Below are 16,610 nucleotides of genomic sequence, written 5' to 3' on the forward strand. Positions count from 1 at the left end.
ACGATCCCGCACGCACAACGCCGTTAGGAACGCACCGTGGCGAAGGCAGCCCCCAAGACCAACACGACCGTGAACCCCACCGAGGAAGAACTCCTCGAGCAGGGCAAGGGCCGCCCGACGCCGTCCCGCCGTGAGCGCGAGGCAGCGAACCGCCGCCCGCTCGTCGGCAACACGCCGGTCGACAAGAAGGCCGCCCGCGCGCGTCTCAACTCGGACCGCGAGCGTGCCCGCGTCGGCATGGCGAACGGCGAGGAGCGCTACCTGCCGGCGAAGGACCGCGGTGAGCAGCGTCGCTTCGTCCGCAACTGGATCGACGCACGCTGGAACGTCGGCGAGATCATGATGCCGGTGCTCGTGCTGTTCCTGATCGTCGGCTTCGCCGCCTCGCAGACCGCGATCGCCTCGTACTCGCTCCTGCTCGTGTGGGCGTTCGTGGCCCTGTTCGTGATCGACTGCGTGGTCCTCTGGCTGTCGATGCGTCGCAAGCTCACCACCAAGTTCGGCGAGATGCAGCGCGGCACGTTCCTCTACATCCTGACGCGCGCGTGGCAGCTGCGGTTCCTGCGTCTGCCGAAGCCCCAGGTCAAGCGCGGGCAGTACCCCGCCCTCTGACCCCAGGGTCGCTGTCCGAAGCGCCGTCCGGCCTCGCCGGGCGGCGCTTCGTCGTTCCGGCGTGCGCGCGCTGCCGAGGTTCCACGACTCGCCGCGTGCGCGTCGCCGAGGTTCCACAGACGGCCCGCCCGCGCGCCCAGGTTCCGAAATCTCGGACACTCAGCGGCCGCGGCCGGGCTTGGCCACGCACCGACGGACGGGAGGCCCGTGGCGGGACCGCACCGGGCCTCCCGTCCCAGGGGTGGCCGGCGAGGTTCCACGACTCGCCGCATGCACGCCGCCGAGGTTCCACAGACGGCCGCCGAGAGCCGCGAGATGCCGAGATTTCGGAACCTGGAGGGTGCCAGGCGGGACGGCCGGGAACGACGGGCGGGACGTCCGGGACGCGCCGGACGGCACGCGCCCGCCCGCCCGCCGGCTCAGCGCGCGGCGCGGCGCAACCGCTTGCGCCGCAAGCGGTTGATGCGCGTGGCCCAGCTCGGCCCCTCGTAGAGGAACGCCGTGTAGCCCTGCACGAGGGTGGCCCCGGCGTCGATGCGGTCCTGCACGTCCTGCTCGGTCGTCACCCCGCCGACGGCGATGACACAGAACTCGGCGGGCACCGCGGCACGGACCCGACGCAGCACCTCGAGCGAGCGCGCGGCCACGGGAGCGCCGGAGAGTCCCCCGGCACCCATTGCCTCGACGTCGGCCGGGTCCGCGGCGAGCCCCTCACGGGAGATCGTCGTGTTGTTGGCGATGATGCCCGACAGCCCGAGCGACACCGCGAGGCCGGCGATGGCGTCGACCTGCTCGTCGGTCAGGTCCGGCGCGATCTTCACCAGCACGGGCGTGTCACCGGCGGCGTCGCGGACGGCGGACAGCAGCGGTCGGAGCTGGTCGAGTTCCTGCAGGCCGCGCAGGCCGGGCGTGTTCGGGGAGCTGACGTTGACCGCCAGGTAGTCGGCGAACGGCGCGAGGCGTCGTGTCGACTCGAGGTAGTCGTCGATGGCGTCCTCGACGGCGACGACCCGGCTCTTGCCGATGTTCACGCCGATGACCGGGCGACCCGGGTTGCGTCGGGCGCGCTCGAGCCGTCGGGCAGCAGCACCGGCGCCGTGGTTGTTGAAGCCCATCCGGTTGATGAGGGCGCGGTCCTCGATGAGACGGAACAGGCGCGGACGCTCGTTGCCGGGCTGGGGCTTCGCCGTGATCGTGCCGACCTCGACGTGACCGAAGCCGAGCAGGCCGAGGCCGCCGATGCCGCGGGCGTCCTTGTCGAACCCGGCGGCGAGGCCGAAGCGCGACGGGAAGTGGATGCCCATCGTCGTGATGCCGTCAGCAGCTGCCGGGCGGGAGTACCGCTCGACCAGACCGCCGACGAACGGGACGTGGGGCAGCGCCTTGATGACGGCGAACGCCAGGTGATGGGCCCGCTCGGGGTCCATCTTGGCGAAGACCGACCGGAAGACGACGGCGTACCCGGACCGGACCAGGCCTTCCGCGACCCCGCTCACGCGCCGGCACCCGCCGGCGAGCCGGCGGCACCCGAAGGCGACGCGCCGGCACCCGAAGGCGACCCGGCACCCGCAACCCCAGCGGCCGCAGCACCGTGGTGGTCACGGCGGAGCTGGCTGATGGCGTCCTCGAAGTCCTCGAGCGAGTCGAAGGCCTGGTAGACGCTGGCGAACCGCAGGTACGCGACCTCGTCCAGCTCACGGAGCGGCGCGAGGATCGCGAGGCCGATGTCGTTCGCGTCGATCTGGCTCGAGCCGGACGACCGCACGGTCTCCTCGACGCGCTGCGCGAGCACGGCCAGGTCGCCGTCGGTGACCGGTCGCCCCTGGCAGGCCTTGCGCACGCCGGAGACGATCTTGTCGCGGCTGAAGGGTTCGGTGACGCCGTTGCGCTTGACGACGTTGAGCGACGCGGTCTCGGTGGTCGAGAAGCGTCGTCCGCAGTTCGGGCACTGTCGACGGCGGCGGATGGAGGTTCCGTCGTCGCTCGTCCGTGAGTCGACGACGCGGGAGTCCGGGTGGCGGCAGAAAGGGCAGAACATGTCGTCGCCCAGGCTATCGGTTCGTGCGCTCCGACACGGCGGCGCCGTGCGCGGGGAGCTGCTCCTCGGTCGACAGCGCGACGATGTGCGCGGCGACCTCGTCGAGCGCGGACGCCGAGTACCGGATGACCTGCTGCGGACGCAGGAACGTCGACGCGGACAGCCCGGAACCGAAGCGCGCCTGGCCGCCGGTGGGCAGCACGTGGTTCGACCCGGCCAGGTAGTCCCCCAGGCTGACGGGCGTGCTCGGCCCGACGAACACCGCTCCGGCGGCGTCGATGTCGGCGAGCACCGCGTCGTCGTCGGCCGTCTGGATCTCGAGGTGCTCCGGCCCGTACGCGTTGCTCACGGTCGCGGCGTCGGCGAGGGAGTCCACCAGCACGATCGCGGACTGCGGTCCGTCCAGGGCGGTCTGGAGGCGCGCAGCCGTCCCGAGCACCGCCGTGCGTTCCGGGATGGCGGCTTCGACTGCATCGGCGAACGTCGCCGACGTCGTCACCAGCACACTCCCGGCCTGCTCGTCGTGCTCGGCCTGGCTGATGAGGTCGGCGGCGACGAACCCGGGGTCGGCGGTCTCGTCGGCGATCACGAGGATCTCGGTCGCGCCGGCCTCGGCGTCGATGCCGACGACACCGCGCACCAGGCGCTTCGCGGCGGCGACGTAGTTGTTGCCAGGACCGGTGACCAGGTCGACGGGCTCGAGGTCGATCGCGGGGACGCCGTACGCCAGCGCGCCAATTGCGCCGGCGCCGCCCATCGCGTAGACCTCGTCGATGCCGAGCAGTCCGGCCGCGGCCAGGATCGTCGGGTGGACCGCACCGCCGTGGTCGCGCTGCGGCGGGGACACGAGCGCGATCGACCGGACCCCGGCGACCTGTGCGGGCACGACGTTCATGACGACGCTCGACGGGTAGACGGCCTTGCCGCCGGGCACGTAGAGGCCGACGCGGCGCATCGGCTGCCAGCGCTGGTGCACCTCGGCGCCGTCGGCGAGCGTGGTGACGGAGCCGGCCGGCACCTGTGCGGCGCTGGCGGCTCGGACGCGGCGGATGGCTTCGTCGAGCGCATCCCGCAGTTCGGGGGTCAGCCCGGCGACGGCTGCCGCGATCTCGGCGACCGGCACCCGGACGTTCGCCGGGGCGCCGCCGTCGAAGCGTTCGGCCTGGTCGTGCAGTGCGTCCGCTCCACGGTGTCGGACGTCCTCGACCAGCTCGCGGGCGGCGTCGACCGCGTGCGAGACGTCACCCACGGCGCGCGGCATGAGTCGGAGGAGTTCGGCACGGGCGGGCAGGCCGCCACGGAGGTCGATTCGCTGCATCATCAGGGGACAAGCCTACCGAGGTGCTCCCCCACGCCCAGTAACGTGAGGGTCGATGAACTTCGAGAAGGCACGGCGCCTCGTCAGCGACCTCGTCCGGGTGAACGAGCGGTACGCGCGGGACGGCCACTACCGCAACGACGTCCGCGAACGACTCGGGCGCACGGTGTCCCGCGTGGACGTCGGCGTGGCCCGGCGCGAGCGTGACCGCGCACCACTGGCTGCCCGACCGTTCGAGGGGCTGGTCGAGACGAGCCTCGCCCTGGCGGGCATCCGGACGGTCGGCCGGGAGCCCGAGGTGGTGCTCGTCGTCGACGAGCTCCGCGAGGGCGCGGCGTTCGCCGGGGTGCAGACGGCGCTGGCCGTCGCGATCGCGCTCGGTGCACGCCTGGGCCGGTCGGTCCGGGTCGTCATGGTCCGCTGGACCACGCCCGGCAACAGTGCGGCCGCGGCCGAGGCGCTCGTGGCGGACCGGTTCCCGGAGTCGCGGGTCGACGGCCGCCCGGGGGTCCGCGTGGTCCGACGCGAGGACGTCCTGGACACCGAGTTCGGCCGCGACGACGTCTGGATCGCCACGCACTGGAAGACCGCGCACCCGATCGACGTCGCCGTGACCGCCGGGGTCGTCCCGCGCGACCGGGTGGTGTACCTGGTGCAGGACTACGAGCCCGGCTTCAGCCCGTGGTCGACCGAGTACGCCGTCGCCGCCTCGACCTACCGCGCCGGCTTCCGGGTGCTCGTCAACTCGGAGCCCCTGCGGAAGTACCTGGCCGACGTCGAGGACCTGGACGTGCCGGCGGAGCGGACCTTCGCACCGCACCTGGACGTGGAGCTGCTCGAACGCGTCGCCACGGCCCGACGGCACGAGGACGTGGTCCGGGTGCTGTTCTACGGCCGCCCGAGCAAGCACCGCAACCTGTTCCGGCTCGGTGTCGCCGCCCTGCGCGTCGCGGTGCAGGAGCTCGCGGCCGACGGGATCCGGGTGGAGTTCCACTCGGCCGGCGAGCAGCACGGCGACGTCGAGCTCGACGGCGGCAGGGGCGACGTCAAGCTCGTGAGCCACGGCACGATGCCCTGGGACGACTACTTCCGCTTCATCGCCTCGACCAACGTCGTCCTCTCGCTGCAGCACAGTCCGCACCCGAGCCACCCGCCGTTCGACGGTGCGATCTCCGGCGCCCGCGTGGTCACGAACGAGTTCCGCGGCACCCGTGCGCACCTGCACCCCAACCTGACGGCCGTGCCCGCCGACGCCCGGTCGCTCGGCCTGGCCGTCGCCGACGCCGTCCGCCGCGCCGCGGCCGAGGGCCCCACCGGCTTCGCCCCGCTCGCCGAGCACGCGCTCGGCGGTCCGCTCGACGCGGCCGTCGACGCACTCGCGAACGCGCTCGAGCACGACAGTCGCGACAGCCACGACGACCAGCACGACCACGAGGAGTCCACCCGATGACCCGCACCACCCTCGTCGTCGTCCCCGTCTACGGAGACCTCGAGTCCCTGCTGCGCTGCGTGGACGGACTCGTCGAGCACCTCGACACGTTGGTGCACCGGGTGCTGCTCGTCAACGACTGCGGCCCCGACGCCGACGCGATCGAACGCGCCCTGCTCGAGCGGATCGACGGCCGGCCGGGGTTCCGGTACGAGCGCAACGACGGCAACCTCGGGTTCGTCGGCACGTGCAACCGTGCCGTCCTCGAGCTCGACCGCGGCACCGGCGACACCGGCACCGGCACCGGCACCGGCACCGGCACCACAGGAGAGGCCGTCCTGCTGCTCAACAGCGACGCCGTACCCACCGCGGGGTTCCTGGACGCCATGCTCGACGTGCTCGACGAGGACCGCACCGGCGTCGTCACGGCACGGAGCGACAACGCCACGATCGCGAGCATCCCGTACCGACTGACCAACCGGGGTGCCGCACGCACCGAGGAGCGCACGCGGGCCGTCTGGGGCGCGGTCGCCCCGCTGCTGCCGGTCTCGCAGGTCTTGCCCGTCGCGATGGGCTTCTGCTTCCTCACCCGCCGCGAGCTGATCACCGAGCACGGGTTGTTCGACGACGCGTTCGCCCCCGGGTACGGCGAGGAGAACGACTACTGCCTGCGCCTCGCCGAGCACGGCTGGACGTCGCGGATCGCCAACCGCGCGCTGGTCCTGCACGCCGGTGGCAAGAGCTTCTCCGGCAACCGCAACGCCCTCCGCGCTGCGCACCAGCGCGAACTCGAGCACCGCTACCCGTTCCTGCCGGACGCCGTCGCCGCCTACCAGCGGCACGGCTCGACGGCGACGGAACGCTTCGCCGACGCGCTGGTCCCCGCGGGTCCCCCGCCCCGCCTCGCCGTCGACCTGCGGCACGTCGAGGACGCCGGTGGTCTGGTCCGCGAGATCGACGCGGCCTTCGCGGACGGCTTCGACCTGGAGGCCCGGCTCGCCCCCGGCACGTCGGCCCCCGGTGAGTGGACGGTCACCTCCGACGCCCCGATCCCGGACGACCTCGTCACCGTCACGGTCCTCGTGGACCCCACACCCGCCGAGGTCGTCGCCGCCAACCGACGGTCGCTGGAGCTCGTGGTCGTGCGGTCCGCACCGACCGCCCTGCCGTGGTCATCACCCGCGCACCGAGCCGGAGCGGACCAGGTCGCCGTGCTGCTGGACCCGCACGTCGTCGCCACGACCCGCGGCGGACTCGTCGCGGCGCGCGAGCAACTCGACCGTCGCCTGACCGCGCCGCTCGCGTCGCGCTCCGAGGCCCTCGAGAGCCGATGGGCAGCGCTCCTCCCCCTCGACCTCACCGCCGCCGAGGTCGCGGTGGGGAACGCCTCCGACGAGGTCACCCGGCTCCGCCGCGAGCTCGACGACCTGCGCGCGAGCCGCTCGTTCCGCACCGGCCAGGCGATCGCCAAGGTCGCCGCACGGCTGCCGGGTCGCCGCTGATGGCCGAGGCGAAGGGCCTCGGCCGCGTCGCGCGACGCCTGGCGCGCCCGTTCCGTGGCCCCGAGAAGCCGTTGACCGTCACGGACCGGCTCGACCGCTGGGCCCGGCGGATCGCCGAGTTCGGTGTGCTCGACCGCGCGTACTTCGAGGCCCAGACCGGACGGACGTTCGACAGCGACGCCGACGCCATCGCGTTCTACGTGCACAACGACGGGCAGCGAGGGCTCTCGCTGCACCCGCTGATCGAGCACGAGTGGATGCGCGAGCACCAGCCCGTCCCGGCGATGTCCTGGTACGACGCCCTGCACCAGGAGGGCCCGGAGCTCTTCCAGACCGGACCGCTCTTCGACGCCGGCGTGTACGCCGCCTCGGTGCCGGAAGCCGACCGCCCGGCGTCCACGCTCGATGCGCTCCGCGACTTCCTGCGGAACGCGACCGACGCGACCACGCTCCCCGTGCCTCCCGGCCGCCGTGGCCACGCACCGACCTGGGGCGCCGCACGCGACGCAGCCGTCTCCGCTGCCCGCGCCTTCGCCGACGCGCAGCACCGGACCCGGCGCCGCTACCGGGCCACGTGGGACGGGCCCGACGTCGCCGAGGCGCTCGGCCGGTACCCGCGCGGTGTCGCGCGACGCGACGCGGAGCAACCGCTCGTGTCGATCGTGATGCCCGTGTACCGACGCGCCGACGTGGTCGGTGCGGCGATCGCCTCGGTGCGCGCGCAGCGGCACGCGAACTGGGAGCTCCTCGTCGTCGACGACGGGTCCGGCGACGAGACCGCCGAGGTCGTGCGTCGGATCGCCGCCGACGAGCCGCGCGTCCGCCTGGTCGAGCGGGAGAACGGCGGGGCGGGAGCCGCGCGCAACACCGGACTCGCGGCGGTGCGCGGCGACTTCGTCGCGTTCCTCGACGCCGACAACACCTGGCGACCCGAGCACCTGTCCGCCGCACTCGCCGGGCTGCTCGAGACGGACGGCCCCGGCGTGCACACCGGCGTCCGGATGATCGGCGCGAACAACGCCGACGACTCCACCGCCCCCGCCGAGACGTACCGCGGCGAGGACGGCACGCTCGACGACCTGCTCGCCGGCAACTTCATCGACCTGAACGCGCTCGTCGTCCGTCGTGACGTCGCCGCTGCCGTCGGGCCGTTCGACGAGACCCTGCGCCGCTGGATCGACTGGGAGTGGCTGCTGCGCATCGGGAAGCGCTCCGGCGTGCCCGCGTACGTGCCCGTGATCGGCGTCGACTACGACAACGTCCGCGACCCCCGACGCGTCTCCTCCGCACAGCCCGCGTCGTGGCAGGAGGTCGCGCTCGCCCGCCACCGCATCGACTGGGACGCCCTTGCCGAGGCAGCACCGGCGCGCGACGCCGGACTCGTCTCCGTCGTCGTGCCGGTGTTCCGCGACTGGACAATGACCCGGCGCGCCGTGGACGCCGTGCTGCACGCCGCCGACCACGAGGGCGACCGGGTCGAGGTGGTCCTGGTCGACAACGGCTCACCGCGCTCGGTCTCGGCCGTGCTCGGCGCCTGGTTCGGCGACGAGCCGCGAGTCCTGCTGCAGCGCGAGGACCGCAACCGGAACTTCGGACTGGGCAGCGACCTCGGCCTGGCCCGCTCCACCGGCGGCACCGTCGTCATGCTCAACAACGACACCGAGGTCACGACCGGGTGGCTGCGGCCGCTGGTCTCCGCGCTGGACGACCCGTCCGTGCTCGGCGCGCAACCGCTGCTCGTGTACCCGGACGGGGTCGTGCAGGCAGCGGGCACGGTGTTCGGCGGGGACAAGGTGCTGCCCTGGCACTTCCTCGGCGACCACCCGCGGCACGATGCTTCGCGGGCGTTGGCGGGTGCCGGGACCGCACGGCTGGGTGCTGCCGGTGGTCGCCGCTTCTCGGCGATCACTGCTGCTGCCGCTGCGTTCCGGGCCGTCGACCTGATCCGCTGGCACGGGTTCGACCCGGTGTTCGCGAACGGGCTCGAGGACGTCGACCTGTGCCTGCGGGCCCTCGATGCGTCGCCGGACGGCTCGGCGTTCGCCGTCGTGCCGTCGTCGGTCGTCGTGCACCACGAGAGCCGCACCCCCGGTCGCGACGACGCCCGGGTGGACAACCGGCGGGTGTTCGACGAGCGCTGGCGTGGGCGGTACCCGGCGGCGGACGCCGGAGCGCACTACGAGGCGGCCGGGCTGCGGTGGCTCGGTGTCGAGCCGGGGCTGCCGAAGGGGCACGCCGTGATGGTGCGGTCGTCGCGGCCGATCGTCGTCCGGGACTTCGCCGGGGCCGCTGGTCCTGCCGGCGCTGCCGGCGGTCCCGGTGCTGCCGGTCTTCGGGTCGCGGTGAAGCACGACGGGAGTCGGGTGGCAGACGTCACCGCGCTGGTGACCTCGCTCGAGGCTGCCGGTCACTCCGTGCAGATCGACCTGCCGACGTCCTGGTACCGGGGGTCGAGCGGACTCGACGACGTCACGGTGCTGGTCAGCGGCGGCGCGGGATCGGACGTCTCGTCGTTCGTGCCGCAGCCGGGCGCGCGGAACGTCGTGTGGCTCGCGGCGGGGCAGGTCGTGGCGGACGGGGACTTCGCCGCAGTGGTGCCGGCCGGTGCCGGTGCCGATCAGGTCGTCCGGACGCTCTGACCCGAGGCTTCGTCGCGTCCCAGGCGGATTCTTCGGGGTCGTTCACCCGCTTCCGAGGCGATCGCTCCCCGTTGTTCACCTTCGGCGCGCAGCATGGTCGCATGTCGCTCATCTCAGACGTCGTGCGGTCGACCTTCACGACCAAGTGCTCGGTGTGCGGTGCAGTCATCCTGAAGCGCGATGCGCTCGACCACGAGGGCCAGGCGTTCTGCTCGGTCCTGCACGAGGCCGAGTACATCGTCGCCACGCTCGACTGACGCCGCAGACCACGAACGGCAGGTGCGCTCCGCACCTGCCGTCACCCTCGCTCGATCCGTCACCGATCGTGCGCACGCGGGATCATCCGGCGCGCACAGGTGCCTCTCGTGCCTTCTGGTTGAGGCCGGACGTCGCGGCCGCCTGTCGGATGAACAAACGCATGCGAACTGCTGCCTCAGCGGAGACGTGCGGCAGCGGGTGTGTGCCGTCGTCACTCGACCCCCCACCCCACGAGTTGTTCGATGCTCGGGCGAAGGCGAAGGGGTCCGCGACGACCCACCCTCGCCGCGCGCCGAGGTCGAAGAGGTGCCGGTTGGCCACGACGCCGTTCGCTCGCTGGTTCACCGGCCCGTCGCTGTGGTTGCTCGGGGGAACCAGACACAAGAGTGCGGTCTGGCACTCGGCGAACCGGACGATCTTCTCGATGTTCGCCGTCATCTCCTCGAACGGGACGCTCTCGCGGACGTCGTTCATCCCGAGCATCACCACGAGGACGTCGGCCAACGATCGACGGACCTGCCCGAAAGCCCGTTCCGATGTCGCGCCGTCTTCTGCGAAGCCGCCCACCAACCGGAGACGGCGGTCTCCGAGCTGATCCCGCCACGAGTCCGGTCTGGCCGTCACGGAGTCTCCCGACACGGCGAAGGTCATCGATGAATCCGGGGTGATCTTGGCACGAGCTCTGAACATCCGACGATGCTATCCACCGCAGTGCCTCTGCGCCGTCCACGGACAGTGGAGACCGTCGCGCGATCACTCTGCGGCGAGCGTGATCGCCTCGTCGTCGTGCGCGCGCAGGATGAGTTCACGCATCGCGTCACCGAGCCGACGGTACTGGTCGGGCCCCGCCGGGTGCGTGCCGTCCGCACTGACCCCGTCGACCCAGGTGGACCCGTCGCGTGCGAACTTCCACGGGTCACCCCAGAGCCACCCCTCCGAGACCGCCAGCTCGCGCAGCGCTCGGTTGTACGCCGCAGCGGCATCGGGCTGCCAGTCGTACGGCGGGAGCGCCGCGATGATTACGGAGTGCGGGCGGATGGAACGCACGACGTCGCGGTAGGCGTCAGCTTCCTCGGCAAGGGTCCGGTGCAGGCGAACTGCGTTCGTTCCCGCGAGGATCACCAGGACGTCGACGTCCGGAACCGGTTGCACGTGCCGGGCCATCTGATCGGGCGTCGCCCCAGAGCGGGCCCAACCGCCCACGAACTCGATGTCGTCGCCCACCGCGGACGTGATCCACGTCCCGTCGTCGAGACCGTTGCCGAGGTACCGGGATGCTCCGGCACTGAGCGAGTCACCGACCACCGCGAGCCGGACCGGAGCGGACACCGCCGTCCCGACGGCCTGCGGCTGAGGGCCGTCGAGGGCCCGTGCCGACACCGCGAAGGCCGCGATCACGATCACCACGACCAAGAGGGCTCGAACCACACGCACACGTCCATCCTCCACGATCATTCGCCGACGACGTGTCCGAGGCCGACACGCAGCCCTCGTAGGATCGCTCTGTGGCAGCAACAGAGCGCTCGCGCCCTCGGGACGACGGGCGTCCCCCGCGACTCGCGGTCTTCCCCGTCTACCGCGACAACCCCTACGTGAACCTCATGCTCCTGGCGCCACGCGCCTCGGGGTGGGACGTGGTCGAGTCGGCGAGGCTCGAGCGCTTCGAGCGGGATCTCGAGCCCCTCGGCTCCGGCGACGTGGTGCACGTCCACTGGACTGCGCCGATCGTGCAACGGGCCGACGGGGCGGACGAGGCGGCCGAGCGACTCGATCGTTTCCGAGCAGCCGTGGACACGGCACGAAGGCGTGGAGCGAAGGTCGTCTGGACCGTCCACAACACGCTCCCCCACGACGTGCGACACGACGACCTGGAGATCACGCTCAACCGGTACCTGGCTTCGACGGCCGATGTGGTCCACGTGATGAACTCGAACACGAGCGACGTGGTCGCTCCGTACTACGACCTCTCCGGGCGATCCGTCTCGCACATCCCACACCCGAGCTACCGGGGCGTCTACGACGGCGTCGGCTCACGAGCGGATGCACGAGCACGATTCGGTCTCGGTGAGGACGATCTCGCGGTCCTCTTCTTCGGTCAGGTCCGCCCGTACAAGGGCGTCGACGTACTGATCGAGGCCCTGCAACAGGCTGAACGACCGGAACGTTTCGTCTTGTTGCTCGCGGGCAAGACATCTGCGGAGGACGTTGCGACCATCGATCGGTTGGTGCCGCCCGGCCTGCGGACGGTCCGACACCACGGCTACGTGGACGACGCGGACGTCAAGTCGTGGTTCGACGCGGCTGACGTCTCGGTGCTTCCGTACCGGCGGATCCTCAACTCCGGGAGTCTCCACCTCGCCGCGACGTTCGACGTGCCGACCGTGCTCCCCGACGAACCGCACCTGCGGGGTGACTTCGGGCACGAGCCGTGGGTTCGTTGGTTCGAGCCGGGCAACCCCGCTGCACTCGCGCACGTCCTGTCCCAGCCGTTGCCAGCTCGAGGAGCAGCGCACGACTTCAGCGCCAGGCTCGCCCCGTTCGCCGTCTCCAGACGCTACGACGCACTCCTCAGCGCGATCTCGAGCCTGCCGGAGCGGGTCGGGTCCGATCCTGAGGCATAATCGATCCTCGTCGTGCGCCTCGCTCGACTGGACGGAGAACAAGGTGTCACGGATCAAGGTCGGGATCATCGGCTCGTGCGTCACGCGAGAGGCCTTCATCACGCGGAACAACCCGCAGTACAAGGACGTCTACGACCTCGGCCCGCTCGCTTGGCAGACGGGTCTCGTGAGCTTCCTGTCGAAGCCGGTCGCCGGTGACGTCGCGGAGTCCATCGAGCCCGGGGCGAAGGTCAACGAGCACGGCGCCCGAACCATGGCGCGCGACATCGCGAAGACCGATCGGGCGGACCTCGAGGCGTTCGCTCCCGATTACCTGCTCTTCGACCTGTACTCCGACGTACGGTACGGGCTTGCGCGCATCGGGGACGCGACCATCACGAACAACCCGAACAGCTTCCGCAAGACCGACTACTTCGCCGCAGGCGAGGGCTTCACAACACTGCACATGGCGAACGCGAGTGCGGAGTACGTGCCGCTCGTCGAAGCTGCTGTCGACGACCTGGTCGAGTGGCAACGACGAACGCTCCCGCAGACGACCCTCGTCCTGAACTGCTTCCGGTACAGCTCCTACTACCGGACGAGCACCGGCGACCTCAACTTCGTGAAGTACCGCGGGGATCAGAAGCGGGACGACCTCTACCGCCGCCTCCTCCGGGAGAACGACCGCTACGACTCGCTGTACCGCTCGATCACGGCCCGACACGATCTCCGGACGATCGACAACCGGGATCGCTCGTACCACTCAGACGGAGACCACCCCTACGGCATCTCCCCTTGGCACTTCGGTCGTCCCTTCTTCCAGGACTTCATGGCCGATCTCGACCGCATGGTCCTCGACGACACGGTGGTCGGGACCCGTGCCGCCGCGGCCCTCGCGAGCGTCGGCTCCTGAGCTGATCGATCGCCTGTCGGTCACCTGCCGAGAGTGGCTCGCGCCGCTCGTAGGAGGCGTCGCGCGACTGACGGGTTCGGCGCACGTCGGTCGATGAGGAAACGCCAGCCGTCACTTCGATCAGCCAGGGGCTGGAGCCGCACGTCCTCCGCGACGGGCGGCAACGGCATCCGCGCGGTCACCACTGTGAACTCGAGGCGTTGGTCGCGGAACGCGATCCGGAACGCCGTGTGGTGCCGACCCGCGTGCACGTCGTCGTCCTCGACGCGGAGCCACCACCGAGCGTCGTCGTGGTCGAGTCCGAGCAGGATCTCGTCTCCGTCAGGGCCGGTGAGCGCCAACTCGAGGGAGGCTCCGTCGGGCACCGTCGCCCCCAACGGCCCAGCCAACGTCAGCAGTCCGACTCCGGGATCTGCTCGGTCCACGACGAGGGGCGCCAGGTGGCGTGCTCCCGACACGAGTTTCACGCCCACCGGGTCAAGCGCACGCACGGCTCCGGACACCGCCCGGAGGACCTCCGAACGGCCCTCGACGCCGGCAACCAGACCGACGAGGTCCGTCACGGCGGAGTCGAGGACCATCACGTCAGTGTGTTCGGCACGGTTGGCCAGGAGGACCAGCGGCCCGTCGTTCACGAGCTTCTCGCGATCGAGCGCGAACTCGGCCTCCTGACCGAGTTCGACGACCGTGCGGATCACCTCCGACCAGCCACGAACGATCGGCAGTGGAACGGCGTGGTCGTCCTGGCCCTCGTGCATCGCCGAAGCGAACCGCACGGCGACGTCCGCCGCTCCGTTCGCCAACAGGAACCAAAGTGCTCGACGTTCCGCGCGGACCGCCTCGCGATCGTCCCCTGGGATGACCCGCAACAAGCGACGCACCACGTCGATGACCGCGTCCAGCTCGTGCGCGGTCGGCTGCCCGCGGAGGAACCGATCGAGGTGGACGTACCCGTCGGCGCCGAGGACGACTTCGGCATGGGCACGGCGGACGTTCGGAGCGGCGTCCGCGAGCAGCGACGCCACCTCCATCTCCTGTCCGAGGTAGCTGGTCACGCCGTCGACGCTCGACGCTCGTGCGGTCATGGAGGACGTCCCCGGCCGTTCCCGGTAGAGGTAGACGACCTCAGACACGACAGCGATCCGGTCCGCCGCGACGTAGGCGCGGACCATCGGGACGATGTCGTTCGAGCGTGCCACGTCGGGAAACCGGATCCCCTCCGCACGCAGGAAGTCGGTCCGGAACACACGGTTCCAGCACGCCCGGTTGGCCACGAGTCTCGGCGTGGACTCGAGATCCGTGACGCCGCCGTCGTGAACGTCGTACCACGACGCCATCGGTTCCCACGTTGCCCCCGAGCTGAACTTGAGGTGCCGGCCCACCGCGATCGCCGCGTTGCTCGATTCAGCCGCCTCGACGAGGCATCGGTACGCACCGTCGGGCACGAGATCGTCCCCATCGGCGAACACCAGGTAGTCGCCCTGCGCGAGGTCGAGCCCCTGGTTGCGAGCGGCGCCGCCGCCCGCTGATCCGGACCGGTGGAGTCGCACCCGCTCGTCACGCAATGCGACTCGCTCCACCAGCGCGAAGGTGTCGTCGCTCGACCGGTCGTCGATGACGATGACCTCGAGATCGACGTCCTGACGCAGGACGCAGTCGAGTTGCTCCTCGATCCACGGAGCGACGTCGTGCACCGGCATGACGACGGAGAGCTGGACCGTCAACGGAGTCGCCCACTCCGCGCTCGGATGGCGTTCCTGACCCGGGTGATCCCCGACGGGGCCGCTGCGACCTCGACACGGTGCCGTCGACCACCGCTCAACGCGAACTCGACGGACCACAGGTCACCGGGGCGGGCGGACGACGCGACGACCGTGTCGGAGGACAGCATTCCCTGGTGGACGACCGTGGTCACCCCGTCGCGATCGCGGAGGATGCGCCCCTGTGCGGAGCCCTCGAGGCCCTCGAAGCTGATCCTGAGTGCGCCGAGGCGGCGATCGGCGACTGGGTGGACACGCCGGTTCCGACGCAGGAACGCGACATCCTCCACTGCTCCGTCGCGCAGAGCCGAGAGGACCCGCTGTTCGTTGTCGTCCAACCCGCCACCCACAAACGCCTCCCAGAACTCCACGACGCTCTCAGGGCGGATCGGGAGCACCTCACGCCGCTGCGCCGCGTCGAGGACCGGCCGGAACATGCGCTCACGCCAGAGGTCGGCAGCCAAGTCGCCACCGGATGCGATCGCGCGGCCGACTTCGGGGGCAAGGCGGCGCCATCGCTCGACGGCGTCGTCCGCGGGTTGGTCGAACGCCCTGACGAAAGCAGCGACGAGGTGGGTCTCGCGCTGCCGGAGCAGCGCGTACGCGGTCCCGGGGAACGCGCTGAGCTGCTCGAACTCGGTCGGCTCTGCCCACGATCCGATCCAGGCCACGAAGTCAGCGAGCACCTGTGCATCCGATGGGCTGAGCGCATCGATCGCCCGGACCCGTGTCCAGGCTTCTCGGCGGATCAACCGCCTGCCCAGTGCAGCGCAGGCTTCACGTGCACCGTGCGCTTCGTACGTCTCGACGGCTGCTCTGGTCTGCACGACCCAGTCGCTCAGGTCGTCACCACGACCGATGCCCGCCGTCACCGAAGCGTCGTGTCGACGATGGCGGTAGACGACCTCCGGAACGACGTCGACCGTCGCGCGCACCACGAGCTGCGCCCACCACGAGACGTCTTCGCACGTGGTGCGTGTGGCGAACTCGACGCCGGTGTCGAGCAACCACGTCCGCTTGAAGACCTTGTTCCACGGCGTGTGGTCGAACGCGAGGACTGGAGTGTCCGACAGGCGGAGACCGCGTCCACCCGTGGCCCAGAGTGCGTCGTCGACCGTCCAGTAGGTCGTCTCCCGGCCGTCCGAGGTGAACTGCTCTGCCCGTCCGCTCACCACGTCGGGGGCGGCCTGAGCGAAGGCGGCGAGCAGTCGCCGGTACGCGTCCGTCGGCACGACATCGTCGGCGTCCGCGAACGCGACGTACTCGCCGGTCGCCGCGCGCAGCCCGACGTTGCGCGCATTGCCCGCGCCGAGCCGCTCGTCGTTCTCGACCACGACCACCCGAGGGTCACGGGCCGCAACGCCGTGAACGGTGGTCCGCGCCGCGAGGTCGAGCCCGTCGAGCACCAGGATGATCTCGAGCTGCATGTGAGTCTGCGACCGCAGCGCCTCGAGCGCGAGGTCGAACCGGTTGTCGACTGTTCCCACCGGCACGACGACCGACAGCACGGGGAGGGGTCCGGTCACAGGTCTGTTCTCCAG

14 protein-coding genes are annotated in these 16,610 nt (G+C 71.2%); 7 read left to right on the forward strand and 7 right to left on the reverse strand.

Features of this window, described 5'->3' with window-relative positions:
• Positions 1–36: 36 nt before the first annotated feature.
• On the forward strand, positions 37–612 hold the full coding sequence (locus tag EDF48_RS06835; RefSeq protein WP_235035956.1) for a DUF3043 domain-containing protein: 576 nt from the start codon (positions 37–39) through the stop codon (positions 610–612).
• 419 nt (positions 613–1,031) lie between these two features.
• Here the strand turns inward: EDF48_RS06835 and EDF48_RS06840 are convergent, their stop codons facing one another.
• The 3 genes from EDF48_RS06840 to hisD are packed head-to-tail and all read right to left on the reverse strand — an operon-like array spanning position 1,032 to position 3,971.
• Positions 1,032–2,108: a quinone-dependent dihydroorotate dehydrogenase gene (locus EDF48_RS06840; RefSeq protein ID WP_131878962.1), complete on the reverse strand. Its 1,077-nt coding sequence runs from the start codon at positions 2,106–2,108 to the stop codon at positions 1,032–1,034.
• Entirely contained in the window at positions 2,105–2,650 is a 546-nt protein-coding gene (gene nrdR / locus EDF48_RS06845; protein ID WP_131878964.1) for a transcriptional regulator NrdR, read from the reverse strand. The genes EDF48_RS06840 and nrdR overlap by 4 nt, the downstream gene beginning before the upstream one ends.
• Positions 2,651–2,663: 13 nt before the next feature.
• Positions 2,664–3,971: a histidinol dehydrogenase gene (gene hisD, locus EDF48_RS06850; RefSeq protein ID WP_131878966.1), complete on the reverse strand. Its 1,308-nt coding sequence runs from the start codon at positions 3,969–3,971 to the stop codon at positions 2,664–2,666.
• Between the two features lie 52 nt (positions 3,972–4,023).
• On the opposite strand from hisD, the gene EDF48_RS06855 reads away from it, so the two are divergent.
• The 4 genes from EDF48_RS06855 (at position 4,024) to EDF48_RS19030 (ending at position 9,795) form a co-directional block, all read left to right on the forward strand.
• The gene (locus EDF48_RS06855; RefSeq protein ID WP_131878968.1) at positions 4,024–5,418 is read left to right on the forward strand and encodes a hypothetical protein; all 1,395 of its coding nucleotides are present in this window, start codon (positions 4,024–4,026) and stop codon (positions 5,416–5,418) included.
• The gene (locus EDF48_RS06860; protein ID WP_131878970.1) at positions 5,415–6,899 is read left to right on the forward strand and encodes a glycosyltransferase family 2 protein; all 1,485 of its coding nucleotides are present in this window, start codon (positions 5,415–5,417) and stop codon (positions 6,897–6,899) included. The genes EDF48_RS06855 and EDF48_RS06860 overlap by 4 nt, the downstream gene beginning before the upstream one ends.
• Positions 6,899–9,538 (forward strand): glycosyltransferase, encoded by a 2,640-nt coding sequence (locus EDF48_RS06865; protein WP_131878972.1) that lies wholly within the window; start codon positions 6,899–6,901, stop codon positions 9,536–9,538. Before EDF48_RS06860 ends, EDF48_RS06865 begins: the two co-directional genes overlap by 1 nt.
• Before the next feature lie 101 nt (positions 9,539–9,639).
• Positions 9,640–9,795, forward strand: a complete 156-nt coding sequence (locus EDF48_RS19030) for a hypothetical protein (RefSeq protein WP_165900991.1) — start codon at positions 9,640–9,642, stop codon at positions 9,793–9,795.
• 82 nt (positions 9,796–9,877) lie between these two features.
• Here EDF48_RS19030 and EDF48_RS06870 read toward each other — a convergent pair whose 3' ends face one another.
• Together EDF48_RS06870 and EDF48_RS06875 are read right to left on the reverse strand one after the other, a co-directional pair.
• Complete coding sequence (locus EDF48_RS06870) at positions 9,878–10,486, reverse strand: SGNH/GDSL hydrolase family protein (RefSeq protein ID WP_131878974.1); 609 nt, start codon at positions 10,484–10,486, stop codon at positions 9,878–9,880.
• Between the two features lie 63 nt (positions 10,487–10,549).
• The gene (locus tag EDF48_RS06875; RefSeq protein ID WP_165932338.1) at positions 10,550–11,230 is read right to left on the reverse strand and encodes an SGNH/GDSL hydrolase family protein; all 681 of its coding nucleotides are present in this window, start codon (positions 11,228–11,230) and stop codon (positions 10,550–10,552) included.
• A 71-nt stretch (positions 11,231–11,301) separates the two neighbouring features.
• Here EDF48_RS06875 and EDF48_RS06880 point away from each other — a divergent pair, with 71 nt between their 5' ends.
• Positions 11,302–12,417 carry a glycosyltransferase gene (locus tag EDF48_RS06880; RefSeq protein ID WP_131878978.1) on the forward strand — a complete coding sequence of 372 codons (1,116 nt, stop codon included), beginning with the start codon at positions 11,302–11,304 and terminating at the stop codon, positions 12,415–12,417.
• A 43-nt stretch (positions 12,418–12,460) separates the two neighbouring features.
• On the forward strand, positions 12,461–13,309 hold the full coding sequence (locus EDF48_RS06885) for a DUF6270 domain-containing protein (protein WP_131878979.1): 849 nt from the start codon (positions 12,461–12,463) through the stop codon (positions 13,307–13,309).
• 20 nt (positions 13,310–13,329) lie between these two features.
• Here EDF48_RS06885 and EDF48_RS06890 read toward each other — a convergent pair whose 3' ends face one another.
• Both EDF48_RS06890 and EDF48_RS06895 read right to left on the reverse strand, forming a co-directional pair.
• On the reverse strand, positions 13,330–15,033 hold the full coding sequence (locus tag EDF48_RS06890; RefSeq protein WP_131878980.1) for a glycosyltransferase family A protein: 1,704 nt from the start codon (positions 15,031–15,033) through the stop codon (positions 13,330–13,332).
• Positions 15,030–16,595, reverse strand: coding sequence for a glycosyltransferase family 2 protein (locus tag EDF48_RS06895; protein WP_131878981.1), 1,566 nt, complete (start codon positions 16,593–16,595; stop codon positions 15,030–15,032). The genes EDF48_RS06890 and EDF48_RS06895 overlap by 4 nt, the downstream gene beginning before the upstream one ends.
• Positions 16,596–16,610: the final 15 nt, after the last annotated feature.

Source organism: Curtobacterium sp. PhB191, assembly GCF_004346515.1.
Taxonomy (GTDB): domain Bacteria; phylum Actinomycetota; class Actinomycetes; order Actinomycetales; family Microbacteriaceae; genus Curtobacterium.

Excerpts from the sequence above, each read along its gene's own strand:
- nrdR (WP_131878964.1), bottom strand. The coding sequence starts at position 2,650 with ATGTTCTGCCCTTTCTGCCGCCACCCGGACTCCCGCGTCGTCGACTCA.
- EDF48_RS06870 (WP_131878974.1), bottom strand. The coding sequence starts at position 10,486 with ATGTTCAGAGCTCGTGCCAAGATCACCCCGGATTCATCGATGACCTTC.
- EDF48_RS06855 (WP_131878968.1), top strand. The coding sequence starts at position 4,024 with ATGAACTTCGAGAAGGCACGGCGCCTCGTCAGCGACCTCGTCCGGGTG.
- EDF48_RS19030 (WP_165900991.1), top strand. The coding sequence starts at position 9,640 with ATGTCGCTCATCTCAGACGTCGTGCGGTCGACCTTCACGACCAAGTGC.
- EDF48_RS06860 (WP_131878970.1), top strand. The coding sequence starts at position 5,415 with ATGACCCGCACCACCCTCGTCGTCGTCCCCGTCTACGGAGACCTCGAG.
- hisD (WP_131878966.1), bottom strand. The coding sequence starts at position 3,971 with ATGATGCAGCGAATCGACCTCCGTGGCGGCCTGCCCGCCCGTGCCGAA.
- EDF48_RS06865 (WP_131878972.1), top strand. The coding sequence starts at position 6,899 with ATGGCCGAGGCGAAGGGCCTCGGCCGCGTCGCGCGACGCCTGGCGCGC.